Annotated in this window: 17 protein-coding genes; 11 read left to right on the plus strand and 6 right to left on the minus strand. The window is 40.1% G+C overall.

The features are described from left to right. The first annotated feature begins 2 nt into the window (after positions 1-2). The 3 genes from MKY52_RS19480 to MKY52_RS19490 are packed head-to-tail and all read left to right on the plus strand — an operon-like array spanning position 3 to position 2,286. Entirely contained in the window at positions 3-1,034 is a 1,032-nt protein-coding gene (locus MKY52_RS19480; RefSeq protein WP_341052894.1) for a phosphotransferase, read from the plus strand. A gap of 14 nt (positions 1,035-1,048) precedes the next feature. Further along, entirely contained in the window at positions 1,049-1,537 is a 489-nt protein-coding gene (locus MKY52_RS19485) for a GNAT family N-acetyltransferase (RefSeq protein WP_341052895.1), read from the plus strand. Beyond that, positions 1,534-2,286, plus strand: coding sequence for a hypothetical protein (locus tag MKY52_RS19490; protein WP_341052896.1), 753 nt, complete (start codon positions 1,534-1,536; stop codon positions 2,284-2,286). Before MKY52_RS19485 ends, MKY52_RS19490 begins: the two co-directional genes overlap by 4 nt. Positions 2,287-2,309: 23 nt before the next feature. On the opposite strand, the gene MKY52_RS19495 is transcribed toward MKY52_RS19490, so the two are convergent. Next, positions 2,310-3,575, minus strand: a complete 1,266-nt coding sequence (locus tag MKY52_RS19495) for an MFS transporter (RefSeq protein WP_341052897.1) — start codon at positions 3,573-3,575, stop codon at positions 2,310-2,312. 49 nt (positions 3,576-3,624) lie between these two features. Then, a complete protein-coding gene (locus tag MKY52_RS19500; protein ID WP_341052898.1) occupies positions 3,625-4,536 on the minus strand; it encodes a LacI family DNA-binding transcriptional regulator in 912 nt (303 codons plus the stop codon). 311 nt (positions 4,537-4,847) lie between these two features. Here MKY52_RS19500 and MKY52_RS19505 point away from each other — a divergent pair, with 311 nt between their 5' ends. Next, positions 4,848-5,399: a polymer-forming cytoskeletal protein gene (locus MKY52_RS19505; RefSeq protein ID WP_042189865.1), complete on the plus strand. Its 552-nt coding sequence runs from the start codon at positions 4,848-4,850 to the stop codon at positions 5,397-5,399. A 138-nt stretch (positions 5,400-5,537) separates the two neighbouring features. Further along, positions 5,538-5,783 carry a hypothetical protein gene (locus tag MKY52_RS19510; RefSeq protein WP_042189863.1) on the plus strand — a complete coding sequence of 82 codons (246 nt, stop codon included), beginning with the start codon at positions 5,538-5,540 and terminating at the stop codon, positions 5,781-5,783. 64 nt (positions 5,784-5,847) lie between these two features. On the opposite strand, the gene MKY52_RS19515 is transcribed toward MKY52_RS19510, so the two are convergent. After that, positions 5,848-6,465 carry a histidine phosphatase family protein gene (locus MKY52_RS19515; RefSeq protein ID WP_341052899.1) on the minus strand — a complete coding sequence of 206 codons (618 nt, stop codon included), beginning with the start codon at positions 6,463-6,465 and terminating at the stop codon, positions 5,848-5,850. A gap of 156 nt (positions 6,466-6,621) precedes the next feature. Here MKY52_RS19515 and MKY52_RS19520 point away from each other — a divergent pair, with 156 nt between their 5' ends. After that, positions 6,622-7,557 carry a LysR family transcriptional regulator gene (locus MKY52_RS19520; protein ID WP_341052901.1) on the plus strand — a complete coding sequence of 312 codons (936 nt, stop codon included), beginning with the start codon at positions 6,622-6,624 and terminating at the stop codon, positions 7,555-7,557. Between the two features lie 42 nt (positions 7,558-7,599). Here MKY52_RS19520 and MKY52_RS19525 read toward each other — a convergent pair whose 3' ends face one another. Genes MKY52_RS19525 through MKY52_RS19535 form a run of 3 tightly spaced genes read right to left on the minus strand, consistent with a single transcriptional unit; the run spans position 7,600 to position 12,437 of the window. After that, positions 7,600-9,429: an ABC transporter ATP-binding protein gene (locus MKY52_RS19525; protein WP_341052902.1), complete on the minus strand. Its 1,830-nt coding sequence runs from the start codon at positions 9,427-9,429 to the stop codon at positions 7,600-7,602. Then, positions 9,426-11,267 carry an ABC transporter ATP-binding protein gene (locus MKY52_RS19530; RefSeq protein ID WP_341052903.1) on the minus strand — a complete coding sequence of 614 codons (1,842 nt, stop codon included), beginning with the start codon at positions 11,265-11,267 and terminating at the stop codon, positions 9,426-9,428. Before MKY52_RS19530 ends, MKY52_RS19525 begins: the two co-directional genes overlap by 4 nt. Before the next feature lie 42 nt (positions 11,268-11,309). Further along, positions 11,310-12,437, minus strand: coding sequence for a helix-turn-helix domain-containing protein (locus MKY52_RS19535; protein WP_143759557.1), 1,128 nt, complete (start codon positions 12,435-12,437; stop codon positions 11,310-11,312). Positions 12,438-12,620: 183 nt separating this feature from the next. On the opposite strand from MKY52_RS19535, the gene MKY52_RS19540 reads away from it, so the two are divergent. From MKY52_RS19540 to rbsD, 5 genes are all read left to right on the plus strand, one after another. Next, positions 12,621-13,097 (plus strand): DinB family protein, encoded by a 477-nt coding sequence (locus MKY52_RS19540; RefSeq protein WP_341052904.1) that lies wholly within the window; start codon positions 12,621-12,623, stop codon positions 13,095-13,097. A 42-nt stretch (positions 13,098-13,139) separates the two neighbouring features. Next, a complete protein-coding gene (locus tag MKY52_RS19545) occupies positions 13,140-13,535 on the plus strand; it encodes a VOC family protein (RefSeq protein WP_341052906.1) in 396 nt (131 codons plus the stop codon). A gap of 140 nt (positions 13,536-13,675) precedes the next feature. After that, positions 13,676-14,656, plus strand: a complete 981-nt coding sequence (locus MKY52_RS19550; RefSeq protein WP_042189849.1) for a LacI family DNA-binding transcriptional regulator — start codon at positions 13,676-13,678, stop codon at positions 14,654-14,656. A gap of 27 nt (positions 14,657-14,683) precedes the next feature. Beyond that, positions 14,684-15,562 (plus strand): ribokinase, encoded by an 879-nt coding sequence (gene rbsK, locus MKY52_RS19555; protein WP_341052908.1) that lies wholly within the window; start codon positions 14,684-14,686, stop codon positions 15,560-15,562. Positions 15,563-15,564: 2 nt separating this feature from the next. Next, positions 15,565-15,963 carry a D-ribose pyranase gene (gene rbsD / locus MKY52_RS19560; protein WP_042189845.1) on the plus strand — a complete coding sequence of 133 codons (399 nt, stop codon included), beginning with the start codon at positions 15,565-15,567 and terminating at the stop codon, positions 15,961-15,963. Positions 15,964-15,971: the final 8 nt, after the last annotated feature.

The raw sequence follows: 15,971 nt of genomic DNA on the forward strand, positions 1-15,971 counted from the left end.
ACATGGGAAATCTGAATTATAACTTAAATTTCGAAATGCTATGTGCAAAATACGGGTTAGGTCATTTGAAAAATGAACCAGAACAGGTAACAGGTGGTCTTCTACACAGAATGTATCGTCTACAAACGGATAAAGCACTCTATGCAGTGAAAGCTCTAAATCCTCAAATTATGCATCGGGATACAGCCATGAACAACTATACTCTTTCTGAAAAAGTTGCGAATATGGCTTATCAAAATGGAATAAATGCAGTACCGGCCATCGTATCCAAAGATAGTTTTATGCATGAATTCGAGGGTCAATTCTATTTATTATTTCCATGGATCGAAGGTAAGGCATTGCCATCAGGAGGTATTAATATAGGGTGTTGTAAAAAGATTGGCGAAAACCTTGCTAAAATTCATAAGATCGATTTCGCTACACTTCTTGATCATCATTCTAATGGAAAGCTTGAGGCAGTAAATACATCAACTGTTCGTTGGAATGAATATGCACTAACAGCAAAACAGGATGGTTTGGAATGGTCTAGCTTGCTATTAGATAACCTGAACCAAATAAATCATTGGGAACAACTTGTAGATTCTTCAGCGGAACAATTATTGAATCATATGGTGATCAGCCATCGGGATTTAGATCAAAAAAATGTACTATGGGATGAGCATCAGATACCCATTATTATTGACTGGGAAGCAGCAGGACCTATCCATCCAACCCAAGAGCTAATAGATGTAGCCCTTTATTGGTCAGGCTTTGAATCGGGAAGTGTAAGCAAAGATGCTTTCTGTACGCTTATTAATGCATACCGCGATCATGGCGGCGAGATTTATGCTAACTGGTCCGATGTGCTAAACTATGGTTTTCATGGGAAGCTAGAATGGTTAGCTTATAATGTCAGACGATCACTCGGACTGGAGAGTACGGATGATGCGGAGCGAGAGCTTGGAACGCTTGAAGTAATAAATACAATCACTGCTTTAAATGACTATGATCACTTTATTCCTCAGTGTATCGAATGGTGTAACCAAGATTACTAAAGGAGAACTTATATATGAATGTAGTAAACGCTACTATGGAGGATATAAGAGGATGGCTGGAGCTGGCGGCAGAGGTGGAGTCCCTTTTTGGGCCGATGGTCGATGATCCGAATTTCACTCTAGCGTTAGAAAAAAATATCAGTCGACAAAGCGCTTTTTGTGTACGAGAAAACAATGGTTCGCCAGGTTCAAGATTACTTGGAGCTGTGTTATTCTCTTCATCCAATGCCCCTAATTACAAGATTGGGTGGTTATCTGTTTCAGCCATAGAGAGAAATAAAGGAGTTGCGACAGCCCTTCTTAACAATATTCTCGAAAGTATCGAAACCCCAGCAGAGATATTCGTTACTACATTTGGTGAGGATCATCCAGAGGGTCAACCTGCTAGAAGATTTTATCAGAAGTTTGGTTTCTTTCCTATGCAGGATGGGGTTCCAAATGGCCTCGAAGGTGGCTCAAGACAAAATTTCAAGCTGACGATCGCTCACAAGGATTCATTATGAAAAAAATAATTTATTTATCGGTGATTTCATTTTTCTTGCTAGCGATTTCTTTCAGCCCATTGTTCAACTATATCCGTGAGTATATGATTTCAGATCAAATCAATCAGCGTTATGAGATCAACCATGCTGAGAAAGGGTATAACACGTTAAACGTTCAAGAACTAACGGTTGATGATAAGCATATTAAGATCCAAGAAGAAAATACAGGCAGGAAAGCAGAATTGACCCTTTGGGATGAAGAGGAGAGTGTCCCGCCTGGAGATATTGTGAAAGTTCAGTTTTTATTAAATGGTCAAAAAATCTCAACCCCTGATGAAATATGGTTGTCTAATCGGGAACGAGGAAGCAGATATTTCTCATGGATAGATATCCTTACTGTTACGGATCGAAAGACTGGCGAGAAAGAAATTAATATAGTCCAAAGACTTACAGATGATAGTCAGCCGATGGAAAAGAGAAAATGGAAAATAATCACGATCTCACATGATGGCAGTATAGAAGAAAAGGTGCTGAGTTATGCTCAAAGAAGTGACAATCATCTAGGGGTGAAGCTTATCGAGTTCTCGGGTACATCACTTATGGGTATGGGCTACTATTCGGATATTACTAAAAGTTATCCAAGTGTATTTTTCCCTCTAATTTATCCATTTTTAACAGGTATCGTGGGAATCTTCTTATTGATCATTATAGTTGTTCAATTACTGATCGAGCTTCATAATAGGCGTGTTATTAGGAGAAACGGGCGATAACGGTCATAAGATATGTTCTAAAATTACTTATAATTACGAATCACCTTTAACTTGGTCAAGATTAATAAAGCAAATAGTAGTAGCAGGACTCCGATGGAACCCATGACAGGGGCTGGACTGAAGTGATCGGACAGGAATGAAACAGCTGTAAGACCAAGTGAGGGTGCTACACTCATAATGGAGCCAAGTACACCGAAGACTCTACCTTGTATATCCTCCGAAACTTCCAGTCTGAGGATTGTATTTATCAGCAATGTACAGAATGAGAACATAAAGCCGATTAGAAGAATGAGGGGAATGGCTAAGGCAGCAGTAGTGACGAACGATAACAGGAGGTACAGGGGACCCAGACACAGCAGTCCAGTCATGATAAAGAAGCCGCGATTCTTTAATTTGGAGCCGAGAAACAAGATCATGCTGGAACCAATCATATAACCTAGAGGAATACAGGCTTCCATGAGTCCAAACTGAAAGGGACTAGAATTCCATACTTTGACGGCCATAACTTGCGTTAGCATCAGTGAAGGCATAAAGAACAAAGTGAGCGTAGGAAGCATGATGATTATTGCTCGGGCGAAGGGGTATCTCCATATATAACGAACGCCATCCGCAAGATCCTGTTTAAATTTTCTTTCTTCTTTAGGTCCGGTATTCACTCGGTTTGGGAGTGGAAGGGAGCGGACAGCAAGAACTAGTAGAAAGGAAACGAAAAATGTAGCTCCATCAAATAATATGGCATCTGCCGCTCCAAAACTCGCTACAAAAATACCTCCAGCGGAATACCCAATCGTCCGAAAGACATTCTCTGACAGGTTCAGAATCCCGACTGCTTTTTGTACATGTTCTTTTCCAACTACAGTGGTAATTGAAGCTTGATACGCAGGGGATTGGAATAATGCTGAGACTGTCGTAAGTCCCGTTAATATGGCCACGATAATGAATGATGTAGAAGACATGGAAATGGCCAAAGCAAGCGTAACTGCTAGACCGCAGCTTATCAAATCAGTGATTAACATAATACTTCTGCGATTGATCCTGTCTGCGAGTGTGCCTCCTATCGATCCGAGTAAAGAACTGAGCAATAAATTGATTATCGTAATAATGGCAATCATTTTAGCGCTTCCGGTCGTCTGAAGTACCCATAAACTTAAAGCAATGCTGTGAAAGGTATTTCCAAACAAAGAAATGGAATAGGAGCTGAGTAGCAGCATAAATCTCCGGTTTCCCCAAAGGGTTGGATAGGATTGAGCGGTGGTGGATGCATGTTTTGCTAATACAGGATCTGTCATGGGTAACTCTCCTCTCAACTTAAACGCTTAAGTGAATATCGAAAAAAAATTAATCAACAAAATAACGATTATTCTCTTGTTTGGAGTAGTCAGGACGATGTAATAACTCCTGCATTAGTTCAAAAGCAGTGGCTGATTTATCCCCAGTGAATATGAATTTCTGAACGTCTTCTCCAAGCATTTCTGGGCAATTACAGGTACATAGAACAGAAAGACGTGCGAATACCCCGGATTTTTCAACACAACTTCCGATAAACTCATTAATAATTATGGCCTCTTTGTAGATCCCCTCCGATAAGATTGTATTCAATTCTTTCATATTTTGAACTTTGAATATTGCTTTCTCAGGTAAAGGAAGACTATCTTGGATAAAGTTAGTGAGCAGGGAGTTATTGAAGCTCTCCATAATTAAACAAACCTGTGAAAGATCCTCCGGCATTACCTTTTGTAGAGCTGAACGATAATTGTAAAGAACTTGCTTAAACAGCTTATCTTCAATCATGCTGTCGATCAAAATCAAGGGGATACCTTCTACAAAATGATTGGAAATCGAATAGAAGGATTCATCGTGCACATCGATCAGAAAGACGGCTTCGAGCTTTCTTTCGACGATGATATTCAGAGAAGGATGGTCAGTACCAAGAGAATATAGCAGCGTATGATATCCGGCATCCGTTAAACGCTGTTCCAAAGCACGAATAAATGTGAATTGGGCATAGAGTTTCCAAGTTGGCATATAAGCAGAATTATGGACAAGTACCCCTACTAATCCCGTTTTTTTATTGGCAAGCGAACGGGCTGCTAGATTAGGAATGTAATGAAGTTCTTCGGCAAGTGACAGAATTTGATTGCGGGTCTTCTCAGGAATGGTTTGGTTATCGACGCGGTTCAGAACATAGCTTACAGTCGCAACGGAGACATTAGCTTGTAGCGCGATGTCTTTCATTGTAGTTTTTTTCACCAGTAAACTTCTCCCTTGCTGAGATATTTATTTCCAAATATTATCATTAACACTTGAAAAGAGTCAACGATTGACTTTATACCAAGAAGCAAATGATGCTTGTGTTCATTTTTATAATTTGGGTAAATAGATTTAAGAACCTAAATCAGTCAGCGAGAAGAGGTGTGACTCATGGGAACGAATCTTAATCGGGAAGAGCGCGCGCTGTGAAACCGCTTTAGATACTGACACAAATTTGTGAAATTATTCACTTAATTATTAAGAATTTTAATATATAATTAATTCATAATCAAAATTAGGGGGAATCGAAAATGAGACTATTTAAAATGATTTTAGTGGCTGGGGTTTCGGTAGCAGTATTGGCAGGTTGTGGAGCAAATGAGGATAAAGCAAACAATTCGGCGGCAACTTCAGCTCCGGCTGCTGAGCAGACAGATGCTGTCACTACAGCTTCGATCGTGAATCAAGCAGATGCATTTACTAAGGCTGTTAGCAAAGATGGAAACTGGATTGTTGCGATTCTAAATGATGTAACGATTCCTGATGAGGTTGTTGTAGCTGGAGAATTCCGTAATAAAGGAGCCGCAGATGGCGACATCTACCGTAAGATTGCCCTTTATTCGCAAGATGCTGATCACAAGATCACTGCTACTTATACACTAACCGTACCAAAGTTTACAGTACAAAGTGAGAATTTGAAAGTTGAAGGCGGAACGATTAAAGGCGATGTTTATGTAGAAGCGAAAGGCTTTACTCTGCCTGAAACCGCCACTATTGATGGTAACCTCTACTTCGCAAGCGAAGATCTGAAAACATCAGCTGTTATTGATGGAAAAGTGACTGGAACAACAGAAGTTAAATAATTTCGTAATCAACTTATACAGTAGAAGCCAATCCATAGACTATGGGTTGGCTTTTTTCTTTTTGTGATTATGTGATCTTCAGTTGATTTTCTTAATATTGAACTTATAATATTACTACCACTACTAGGAGGAACACATATGTCTAAGGAGTATTCACGCACATATATCGAAAGTGTAAAACTTGAAATGTTAAATAGATTGGGACTTAAGCAAGTGTTTTTTAAGGAGCAAATAGGTGACGGCCTGATTTTTGAAGCGGTTGGTTTTGATAAAGGGAGCAAGCATCGTTTTTGTGTTAGACCGAAGACGAAAACAATTGACGAATTTATTTCAGGAAAATGGATGAAGGTCCGCAGCTTTACAATCAAAAGTGTGGAAATTTAAAATTCAAGTCTAAAAAGGGAACCCCATTTAAATCGGAGTTTCCTTTTTTATTTTTGAGAAGGATTCATTGATAATGTGAAGTATCGCCGTACAGATCGATGGTTGTATGGTTGTCAGTTAGGGTTACTTTACACAATGCTGTAGAGAGAATATCCGGTAGTTCCCCTAATTCCTGCAATGATTTATTGAGAAAATGAGCCATAATTACTTTCAGGGTCATCCGATGCGTGACAATAAGTACCTCATGTCCTTCATTATCGTTAATGATACGCTCAATAGTCGGCGTTACTCTTTGTTCAAGCTGACTATAGGTCTCACCTGGGGCTAGAGGAATAAAAAGATCAGGTCTGGTGAAAAAATGGGTGTACTGTAATGGATATTCTTGTTCAATCTGATCTGTGTTCATTCCTTCCCAAATGCCCATGTTAATTTCCATTAATGAAGCTTGCTGTTGAATCGGTAAACTCCGATTTCCTCGTAAAATCTGCGCAGTATGCAATGCTCTTGGACTAGTACTAGAATAAATGGCTCCTAAATTCTCACCTTCCAAACGTTCTCTCAACCATTCCGCTTGCTGTTCACCCAAGGTTGTTAACGCTGAATTTTGATGTCCTTGCATTCTTTTCTGCAAATTCCATTCGGTCTGCCCGTGACGGGTTAAAAATAATACTGTCTCTTTCATTAACGAAACCTCCCTTTTGAATAGTTGTAAGTATAAGATAAATAATTATAAATAAAAAATATATAATAGTTAATATCCATAATGTATAGTTATAGTAAGAAAGCCGAAGGTCTGTTAAACAATGATTTTATTTTATATAGTTAGGAAGAATTCAGGATGAACTATCATGTATTAAAATTGTTTTATTATGTTGCAATAACAGGGAGTGTGACCAAAGCCTCTGAACGTTTGCACATCAGTCAACCCGCTATATCAGCGCAGATCCGCAAATTTGAACGGGAGAATAATATCGTATTATTAGAGGTCATAGGAAAGAGAATGGTGCTAACACCGATTGGGAGAAAACTGATCGATCCACTTGAAAAGTTATTTGCTATGGGTGAACAGGTACAGCAGATTATTGAGGATTATCATAAATTTCCTGCGGGCCATATTCGGATTGCAGGTAATTATCTGGCCACAAGCATACTCATTCCCCGGTGGGCATCATTATACAAACAATCTTTTCCGGAGGTTAAAATTCAGATCTCTACTGCTAATTCTCATGAAGTCATGGAAAAATTAAATAACTTTGAAGCAGACGTAGCGATTTATAGTGATATGGCGTTTCCTTCTCATCATACAGGGGTGTTCGAACATCGGGAGTTGTACAAGGACGAGTATGTGTTCGTAGTTTCTTCAAATCATTCTTTAGCCAAGCAGGAGGTTAGCTTTGAGGAAGTGATGGCTGAGGCATTTATTATGAGGGAGGAAGGTAGTGCAGCCAGAGAGAGAATTGTACAATTATGTGAAGAAAGAAAGGTACAACAACCGAAGATCGAACTGCAATTTAATGGAGTAAATGAGGTTATTCAAGCCGTGATTGCCGGTTATGGGATTAGTTTTGTATCTGCGTTGTTAGCAAAGCCTTATCTTGATCACGGTATGTTAGCCAAGGTCGAAGTGGAAAATGTAGTCTCTAAGCATTCGATATGGATGAGCCACAGAAAGAAAGAGCTTCAAGAAAGCTATATCCAGTCATTTATTAAGCTCGTCATGAAACGATTAAAAGAAGAGGATAATTTATACTCGATTCCAACGCATACACCTTAATTAAAATAACTAATGAATTACGGTGTATGCATTGAACTGAGATCAAAGACTGGAATGTAATTGAAGCAACTCAGGTGCACTAATGTCTTCTGCTTCAGAAGATTTAAATTGAATGTTATATAATTGTGAGTATAGCCCATTCATTTCTAATAAAGACTCATGTGTACCTTCCTCAACAATCGAACCCTGATTTAACACGATAATTCTAGATGCTTCACGTATGGTGGATAGTCTGTGTGCAATAACCAATGTGGTTCGATTCTTCATCAACAAATCAAGAGATTGCTGAATCATTCGCTCAGATTCGTTATCGAGTGCGGAAGTTGCTTCATCTAGAAGAAGGAGTGGAGCATCACGAAGAAAAGCTCTGGCAATGGCTATGCGTTGTCTTTGTCCACCAGATAAAGTCGATCCATGTTCACCTAGGATAGTGTCATAACCATGGGGCATCTTCGTAATAAACTCTTCTGCACCTGCGAGCCGAGCGGCTTCTCGAATATCCTCTTCGCTAGCTGTACTAGAACTGAAGGCGATATTGTCTCGTATAGTTCCTGAGAACAAATAAGGGGTTTGGGGAACATAGGTAATCATTGCACGTGCTTCTTCAAGCTGATCATGTACAGACTTTCCATAAACCGTGATGCTTCCTGCAGTAGGCTCATAAAGTCCATTACATAATCGAACGAGCGTCGTCTTCCCTGACCCGCTTGGCCCGACAACCGCGATAGTTTCTCCATGTTGTATATGAATATTAAGCCCTGTAAATAGGGAGGCTTCATTATCCGTTTTACCCGAATAGTTGTAGTGGACATCCTCTATTTGTAATGCAGCTACCTCTACGGAAGCGAATGTTGATGAGCTGGATTCTGGCAAAGGATGAGTAGCTCCTTCATCAGGTGCATCAAGTATAGCGAATACGCGGTCAGCTGCACCTAAAGCCTCCTGGACACCTCCCCATGTTTGAGACATATGGACAAAAGGCCATTGAACCCTACCCATCAAAATAATAAAAGCGAGTACTTCACCTGCTGATGTTCCGCCACTTAGAGCTGATAACGCAATTAAAGCGGCGCATGTCACCATTACGAGATTGTTGATAAAGGCAGAAGATTGCCATAAGAGACCATTCAGAAGCGATTTTCGCAGCTGCATTCTTCTTAACTTCTCACGTTCTAACGCATATTTATTTAAGAGAGTTTCTTCAAGCGAAAAGGCTCTGACGACCTTCATTCCTTGAAGCGTTTCTTGTAAGATTCCTCGCAATTCCGCCTCTTTTGCATATATTTGAGTAGATAATTTTCGTAATCTGCGATCAAAGAAACGTCCGGAAAGAAAAACAAGGGGGCCTGATCCAAGAGCTAACAGGGCGATCCAGACATCCATTCTGGCCAAATATAGAAAGGAAATGAAACACAGAAGTAGATTATAGCCTAAATCGTATACAATGCTATTTATCATCCCCATGGCCATCCCTGCATCCTTAGTGTTACGCGAAGTCAAATCACCTGAATGCATGGACTGAAGGTAACGAAATGGAAGTCGGTGACTTTTGTCAAACAGCTTCGCACGAATATCCCAAGCCATCCGACTTTGCATAACAAAGCGGAAGTAATGCTGCACCATAAGACAGCAGATAATGATGACACAAGCAATGGCACAGATTACAGTTATACGTGTTAATGCATCCATATTGGCGTTGTTGATCGTATCAATAAATACTTGCTGAATGGCTGCAAATCCTATGTCCATTACGAGTTTAGCAGAGAGCAGGAGTACAGCCACAATAAATCCAATTCGATAAGGGCTAGCGTAAGAGATTAATCTACGTAGAGCATACCCCAATTTTAGATTTTTGAATTCCATCTCATTCATATCTCTACCTCCCTGACCAGAGTAGAAATATCAGCCTTCTTCATTGAGGTCTCAACCATATTGTAATACTGACCTTGTAAAGTCATTAACTCCAGATGAGTCCCAGCTTCAACAATAGAACCCGCCTCCATATAATAAATGTGATCTGCATTTCTGATGGTAGATAGTCTATGCGCGATAACAACCGTTGTACGATCATGCATGAGTTCTTGCAGGGCCTGGCCGACAATCTCCTCATTATGGCTATCAAGTGCAGCTGTGGGTTCATCAAGAAGGAGAAGCTTAGGCGCTCGGACAAACGCTCTGGCAATAGATAGCCGCTGCCTTTCGCCGCCAGATAAGGTATGGCCCCGTTCCCCAATAGAAGTCTGATATTGAAGTGGAGTTCTCATAATAAATTCATGTATCCCCGCACTTTTTGCTGCTTTAATAATTTCTTCAAAGGTTGCGTCAGGTCTTCCCCATGCAATATTTTCATATAGAGTTCCAGTGAACAGATAAGGCTCTTGAGAAACATAAGCCAAATGATTACGCCAAGACCGAGGGGGAATGCTGCTTAACGGCAACTTACCAGATTGGATGACCCCTTCATTAGGTTCATAGGTTGCGAGTATTAATTGAAGGAGGGTGCTTTTCCCACTGCCACTAGGACCGGCAAACGCAGTTACTTTACCTGGTTCTATGGTTAGATTAACGTTAGTTAATACTTGATGATTACCATAATGAAAACCTACATTCTCAAAGGTGATAGGGTACAAGCCACTAATTGCTTGGTTGTTATTCATCGGCGTTTCTTTATGAGAATCTTCCTGATTACATTCACGGCTTGCGTCTTCTTCTGGTAAATCGATGACTTCAAACAATCGTTTACCTTGCGCCAGCGAGGCTTGTAATTCTGTCCATAGATTAGCCAGCTTTGATACAGGGTTTGTAATTTGCTCGAAACAAATAAGAAATGCCGCTACTGCTCCCACATCCAATCTCCCTTGGATAACTAGATATCCGCCGTAGGAGAGAACATATAGCAATCCACTAAGAATAACGGCAAAGGGCATATTATAGCCCACAGCTTCTAAGCGTGTGACAGGTAAATGAATGTTGAAATATTGCCTAACACGTTGTGTGAATTGATTATGCAGCTTAGGTGCAAGGGAGAAGGCACGCACAACCTCAGCACCCTGTACCGTATCTTGAATAAACATTTGTTGAGCGGTTTCAATTTGCTGTCTTTGCTCGTGCATGGAACGTAGGCGGGAAGTGAAGGGAATCATCACAAGTGGAACAAGCGAGCAAATCAATATAGTTCCGAGCGTTAAGACATATTGGAGTGAGAGCAGATAAGTTAGGAGAAATGTAATTTGCATCAGATTACTGAATAGTTCAATGGTCTTCTGATTGATACCTTGCTGAGCAGCTGGGGCAGAATCATTGATACGACTAATGAGATCAGCAGAATGATAACGATCCAAATCTTTCATCTGTACGTTTAATAATCTAGCTAGCAGTGATACCTGAAGCTTGGAGGTCGACTTGAATTCAAGCACACCTGATAAGTAAGTCAATAAGAAGCTGGCTAAAGCATCTACAATAACGATTACTAGAGCAAAGATAGCACCAGACATCAAAAAGGACATGTTCTGATTCGTAGCAGCGTTGATTATACGTCGTAAAGATTCGGCTATCCCAACTGTTGCAAGGGAAACGACGGCAGCTAAGAGACATAATATGAGGTACCAGCCTAAATAGGGTTTTCCAAGTTTCAGTAAACGCATAAAAGTGTTAGAAACTACTTTGGATTTTTTGATCGAGTCTGCTTCTATGTTTGTAGATCCATTCAATTTAGACCCTCCCCACTATGGTTTTAATTTGCTGTGGTTCACTTAAAAGATAGGAGGTTCCTCATCGAGCATGACTTTTGTGGTGACGGCAAGTAATTCTCTCAATTTATCCATTCGAAGATGGTAATATAATCGATGATCGGTTCTTTTTAGTTCGATAAGGTCTAAAAAGAATAGGAAGTTGGCATGATAAGTTACTGCCGCGGGCGTTATGCCAAGTGCTGATGCAATTTCTTGTCCATAGTGAGGGCGATTCCTTAATAGTAGCAAGAAGTCTAAACGTCGTTTATCCGAGAATGCTTTTAAAAAAAGTTCAGTTTTCTCTCGATCAGCAGCAGGTCCGAATACATGATCATTAAAAATGCCGAATATAACCCAAGCGATACGAGAACTTCCTGCGTAAAAGAAGAGAACATGATTCCCAACTTGTGAGAAAAAGCTGACATGAAAAGTAGTGGGAACATCATAAACTGCAGGTTCATTTTTGTTGATATCACGAATGAATCTTTCAGGATTCGCTAGGAACAAACCTTCATAACGCTGAGAGGCTTGTTCAGACTCCCTTTTTAACTCCTCTTTCCAAAGTGAAAAGACATCCTTGTAGAACTGGTTTAAGAGCTGCATATAACGTAGCTTAGTTTCTTCGGGATAAGCAAGGCACTCTAGTAATGGCCCCTGCGCTTCAATCACATCCAGCTGCGGTTTTGTTCTTGCCACAAGCTCAGCCATTAAGCGGGTATCCTTCTTGACGATTTCCCAATCGTTTCCTTCTAGCAACTCATCTAATTTATCGTAATACACACCATATACCATTTCAGCGACTACCTTTTCTGCAGGACTCTTTTCCAGTCGATTTATCCATGCTTCAGCTGTTTGTGGTTCTGGACAGGTGCAAATGGATTCATAGAAAGCAAAATCGAGTGCTTTATGAAAAAAGTTGTACTGGAAAAAAAACTGAAGTTCTCGGTAGGAGTGAGGTGACAACCGTGCTCGTGCATCTTTATGATAAGACAACGCTTGTGGGTCCATTTCAAGTTTGTAATCCTCAGCTGCCTTAAGCAACTGCTCTTCACAAGCAATCATTCCCATAGAAACAATGAATTCCAAAGCTTCGTTGTACGCAAATTTTATGTTCGATAGTAAGGTATCTTTCATGTTATCTTCCATCATAACCTCCGATAATTCTTGTTATAGAATTTAAATGTTGGGATAATACAAGTAATATTTAATGATTACTTAATGTTAAAATAAACCATTCGCTTTCTTTTGTAAAGGGATATTTTACAATTCGTACTAACTGCTGGGATTCGGTTGTCGTGCATGGTAAACTATGGATAAAAGATAGGAGGGGCTATGATGGAGCAAATCGTGTTCAAACAAATTGAATTTGTACGTAGTGTTACTGTTCGTGCAGTTGAAGAACTTTCCGAGGAACTACTAGATATCATTCCACAGGGCTTTAATAACAACATTAGATGGAACTTGGGACATATTTATTTGGTGCAAGAGAAGTTCGCTTTTCATTCCGCTAGGGAGCTTATGCAATTGCCGGAAAGCTTTGAACGATTATTTGCAAAAGGTACTAAACCTGCAGAGTGGAGCGAGAAACCACCAACACTTGAAGTGTTAATTGAGATGCTTTCGGAGCAACCCAAACGCATTCAGGAAGCTATGCACAATCGCTTAAGTGAGCAAGTAACCCCTCTTACAACGGGTAGTGGATTAACCTTAAATACAATCGGAGAATTCATAAATTTCACGCTTTACCATGAAGGGATGCATTTTAATTCAATCAAACTATTAAATCGATTTGCTGATAAAAGTCTTTAGAGATCTTTAGTAGACAAAAGTCTAAGGTCAAGGAGGTATTCGATGGAGGTTGGAAGAATTTTAGGTATTGCATATAATGTGATCCCAGTTAAAGACTTGGAGAAATCTGCAGCTTGGTTTGTGAAACATTTTGGTTTTAATATTAGGGATCGAAGAGAAGGCAATCTAAGCTTATTTAGAGAGAATAGACCGATCCTATGTTTAACACAAAGTGATCATGATTCTAGAGCTGTGTTCGAGGTAAGGGATAAGAAAAGATGGGTGATCACTTTCTTTACTAATGATGTCGTAACACTTCACTACAATTTGAGTTGTGAAGATGTGAAAGTCGGAAACATTAGCGATGAAGGTGAGTATGGGAAGTTTTTTGTATTTGAAGATCTGGATGGTAATTTATTTGATGTTTGGGAACACCATGATTGTGAACTGGTTTATTAGCCTCACTAAGGATATCGAGTTCAATCGATATCTTTTGTTATATATTGGAACGAAAAAAGATTTGTAATGAAAACGGTTTTATGATAATCTAATTAATGTAATACATGTAACCGGTTACACATTGGGGGATGAAATAAATCATGATGACGATTAAAGATGTTGCAAAAATAGCTGGAGTGTCGGTAGCAACCGTTTCTAGGGTGTTAAATGAATCTGGTTATGTGAATATCGATACTCGAAAAAAAGTTGAGGCAGCTATCAAAGAAATGAATTATACCCCTAATGAGGTTGCAAGGTCATTGTATAAACGGAAATCCAAATTAATAGGACTTCTATTGCCTGACATTACGAACCCATTCTTCCCGCAATTAGCACGTGGGATAGAAGATCGGATGCAGGAGCATGGTTATCGGATAATCTTTGGTAATAGTGATGAGAACGAGGAAAAGGAATTGGATTATATTCAAACCTTTATCCAAAATAATGTCATTGGCATGATCTCATCAACCAATTTTCCCGAGAAAGATATTTATTCTAATTTGAAAATTCCGGTTGTATTTCTTGACCGTACTTCTAATGACAGTCCCTCCGTATATGCAGATGGCAGAAAAGGCGGACGCCTTGCTGCTCAAGAAATCATTGCACGGGGAAGCACCAAGATTACAGTTATGCAAGGACCGGCGCATATTAAACCGGCGCAAGATCGATTTCAAGGTGCAATTGAAGTACTTGATGAAATGGGAATCACTTATCAAGTGATCCAGACTTCATCCTTCTCCCACACGGAAGCGGAACAATGGGCTGTAGAGTTGTTTGATAAATATATAGATACAGATGGTGTAATTGCCAGTAATGATATCGTGGCGACAGCAGTTATTCATGAAGCACATCGCTTAGGTAAAAGAGTGCCACAGGATCTCCAAATCATTGGATTCGATGATATCCCACTCAGCAGCCTGTTGTCACCTTCGTTATCTACTATCCGTCAGCCTGCACATGACATGGGCCGTGAAGCAGCTGGTTTACTTATTAAGTTAATTGAGCAAGATAAAGTAGAAGATAAAATCATTCAATTACCCGTCAGCTTTGTGGAGCGGGAAACAACAAGAAGAAAAGAATAGATGACAACATAAGAAAGGTTGATGGACATGGCTAAGATTTGTGTAATCGGAAGTTGTTCAATGGATTTGGTGGTGACCTCATCCAAGCGACCTCACGCAGGGGAAACTGTTCTTGGAGAGAGCTTCGCTACCGTTCCAGGAGGCAAGGGAGCGAATCAGGCTGTAGCTGCTTCACGTTTGGGCGCAGAAGTTACGATGGTTGGTTGTGTAGGTGAAGATTTCTATGGTACGGAGATCATGGAGAATCTCAAGAGAAATCGGGTTCTTACCACTAATGTGGAACCGGTTACACATGTTGAGAGCGGGACAGCTCACATCATTTTGGCAGAAGGTGATAACAGCATTATCGTTGTAAAAGGAGCTAATGATTTAGTCACTCCTGAGTTGGTTGAGCGAGCACTTGATGTTATAAAAGGGTCTGATATGGTGCTAATCCAACAAGAAATACCCGAAGAAACGGTGTCTTATGTAAGTGAGCTTTGCCATAAATTCAATGTACCTATGCTGCTTAATCCAGCACCTGCTCGTCCCATCAGTGAAATGATTATAGAAAATGCCGCCTATCTGACACCGAACGAACATGAATGTACGATTTTATTCCCTGGGATGAGTACTACAGATGCTTTACGGAAGTATCCCAACAAGCTGTTTATAACAGAAGGAAGCAATGGCGTACGATTTTACGATGGAGAACAAGAAATTCTGGTTCCTACTTACAAAGTGAACGCTATAGATACGACTGGAGCTGGAGATACTTTTAATGCGGCATTTGCAGTTGCTTTAGCTGAAGGCAGCTCCATTCTGGATAGTGTAAAGTTTGCCAATCGAGCAGCATCTTTATCCGTTACTAAATTTGGTGCTCAAGGTGGTATGCCAACAAGAGCAGAGGTGGAGGCGAATCTGTAATTATGAAGAAACACGGAGTATTAAATAGTCATATTTCTAAAGTGCTTGCGGACTTAGGTCACACCGATACGATTGTCATCGCAGATGTTGGGCTTCCTGTTCCACCGGGTATTCCGAAGATTGATTTGGCGGTTAAACTAGGGGTTCCTAGCTTCCAAGATATCGTTGATATGATTTCAGAGGATATGGTCATCGAAAAGGTGATCGTTGCAGAGGAATTAGAGACTGATAATAAAGTCACCTCTCAATACTTGAATAATAAATTTAAGGGAATACCGATAGAGGCGTATTCACATGAGCAATTTAAGCAGCTGACCCAGCAGGCTAAGGTTATTATTCGCACGGGTGAAGCTAAGCCATATGCAAACTGTATTTTACAAGCTGGGGTCTATTTTGGATAAAAAGGGGG

The organism is Paenibacillus sp. FSL P4-0184 (assembly GCF_038004625.1).
Taxonomy (GTDB): Bacteria; Bacillota; Bacilli; order Paenibacillales; family Paenibacillaceae; genus Paenibacillus_AQ.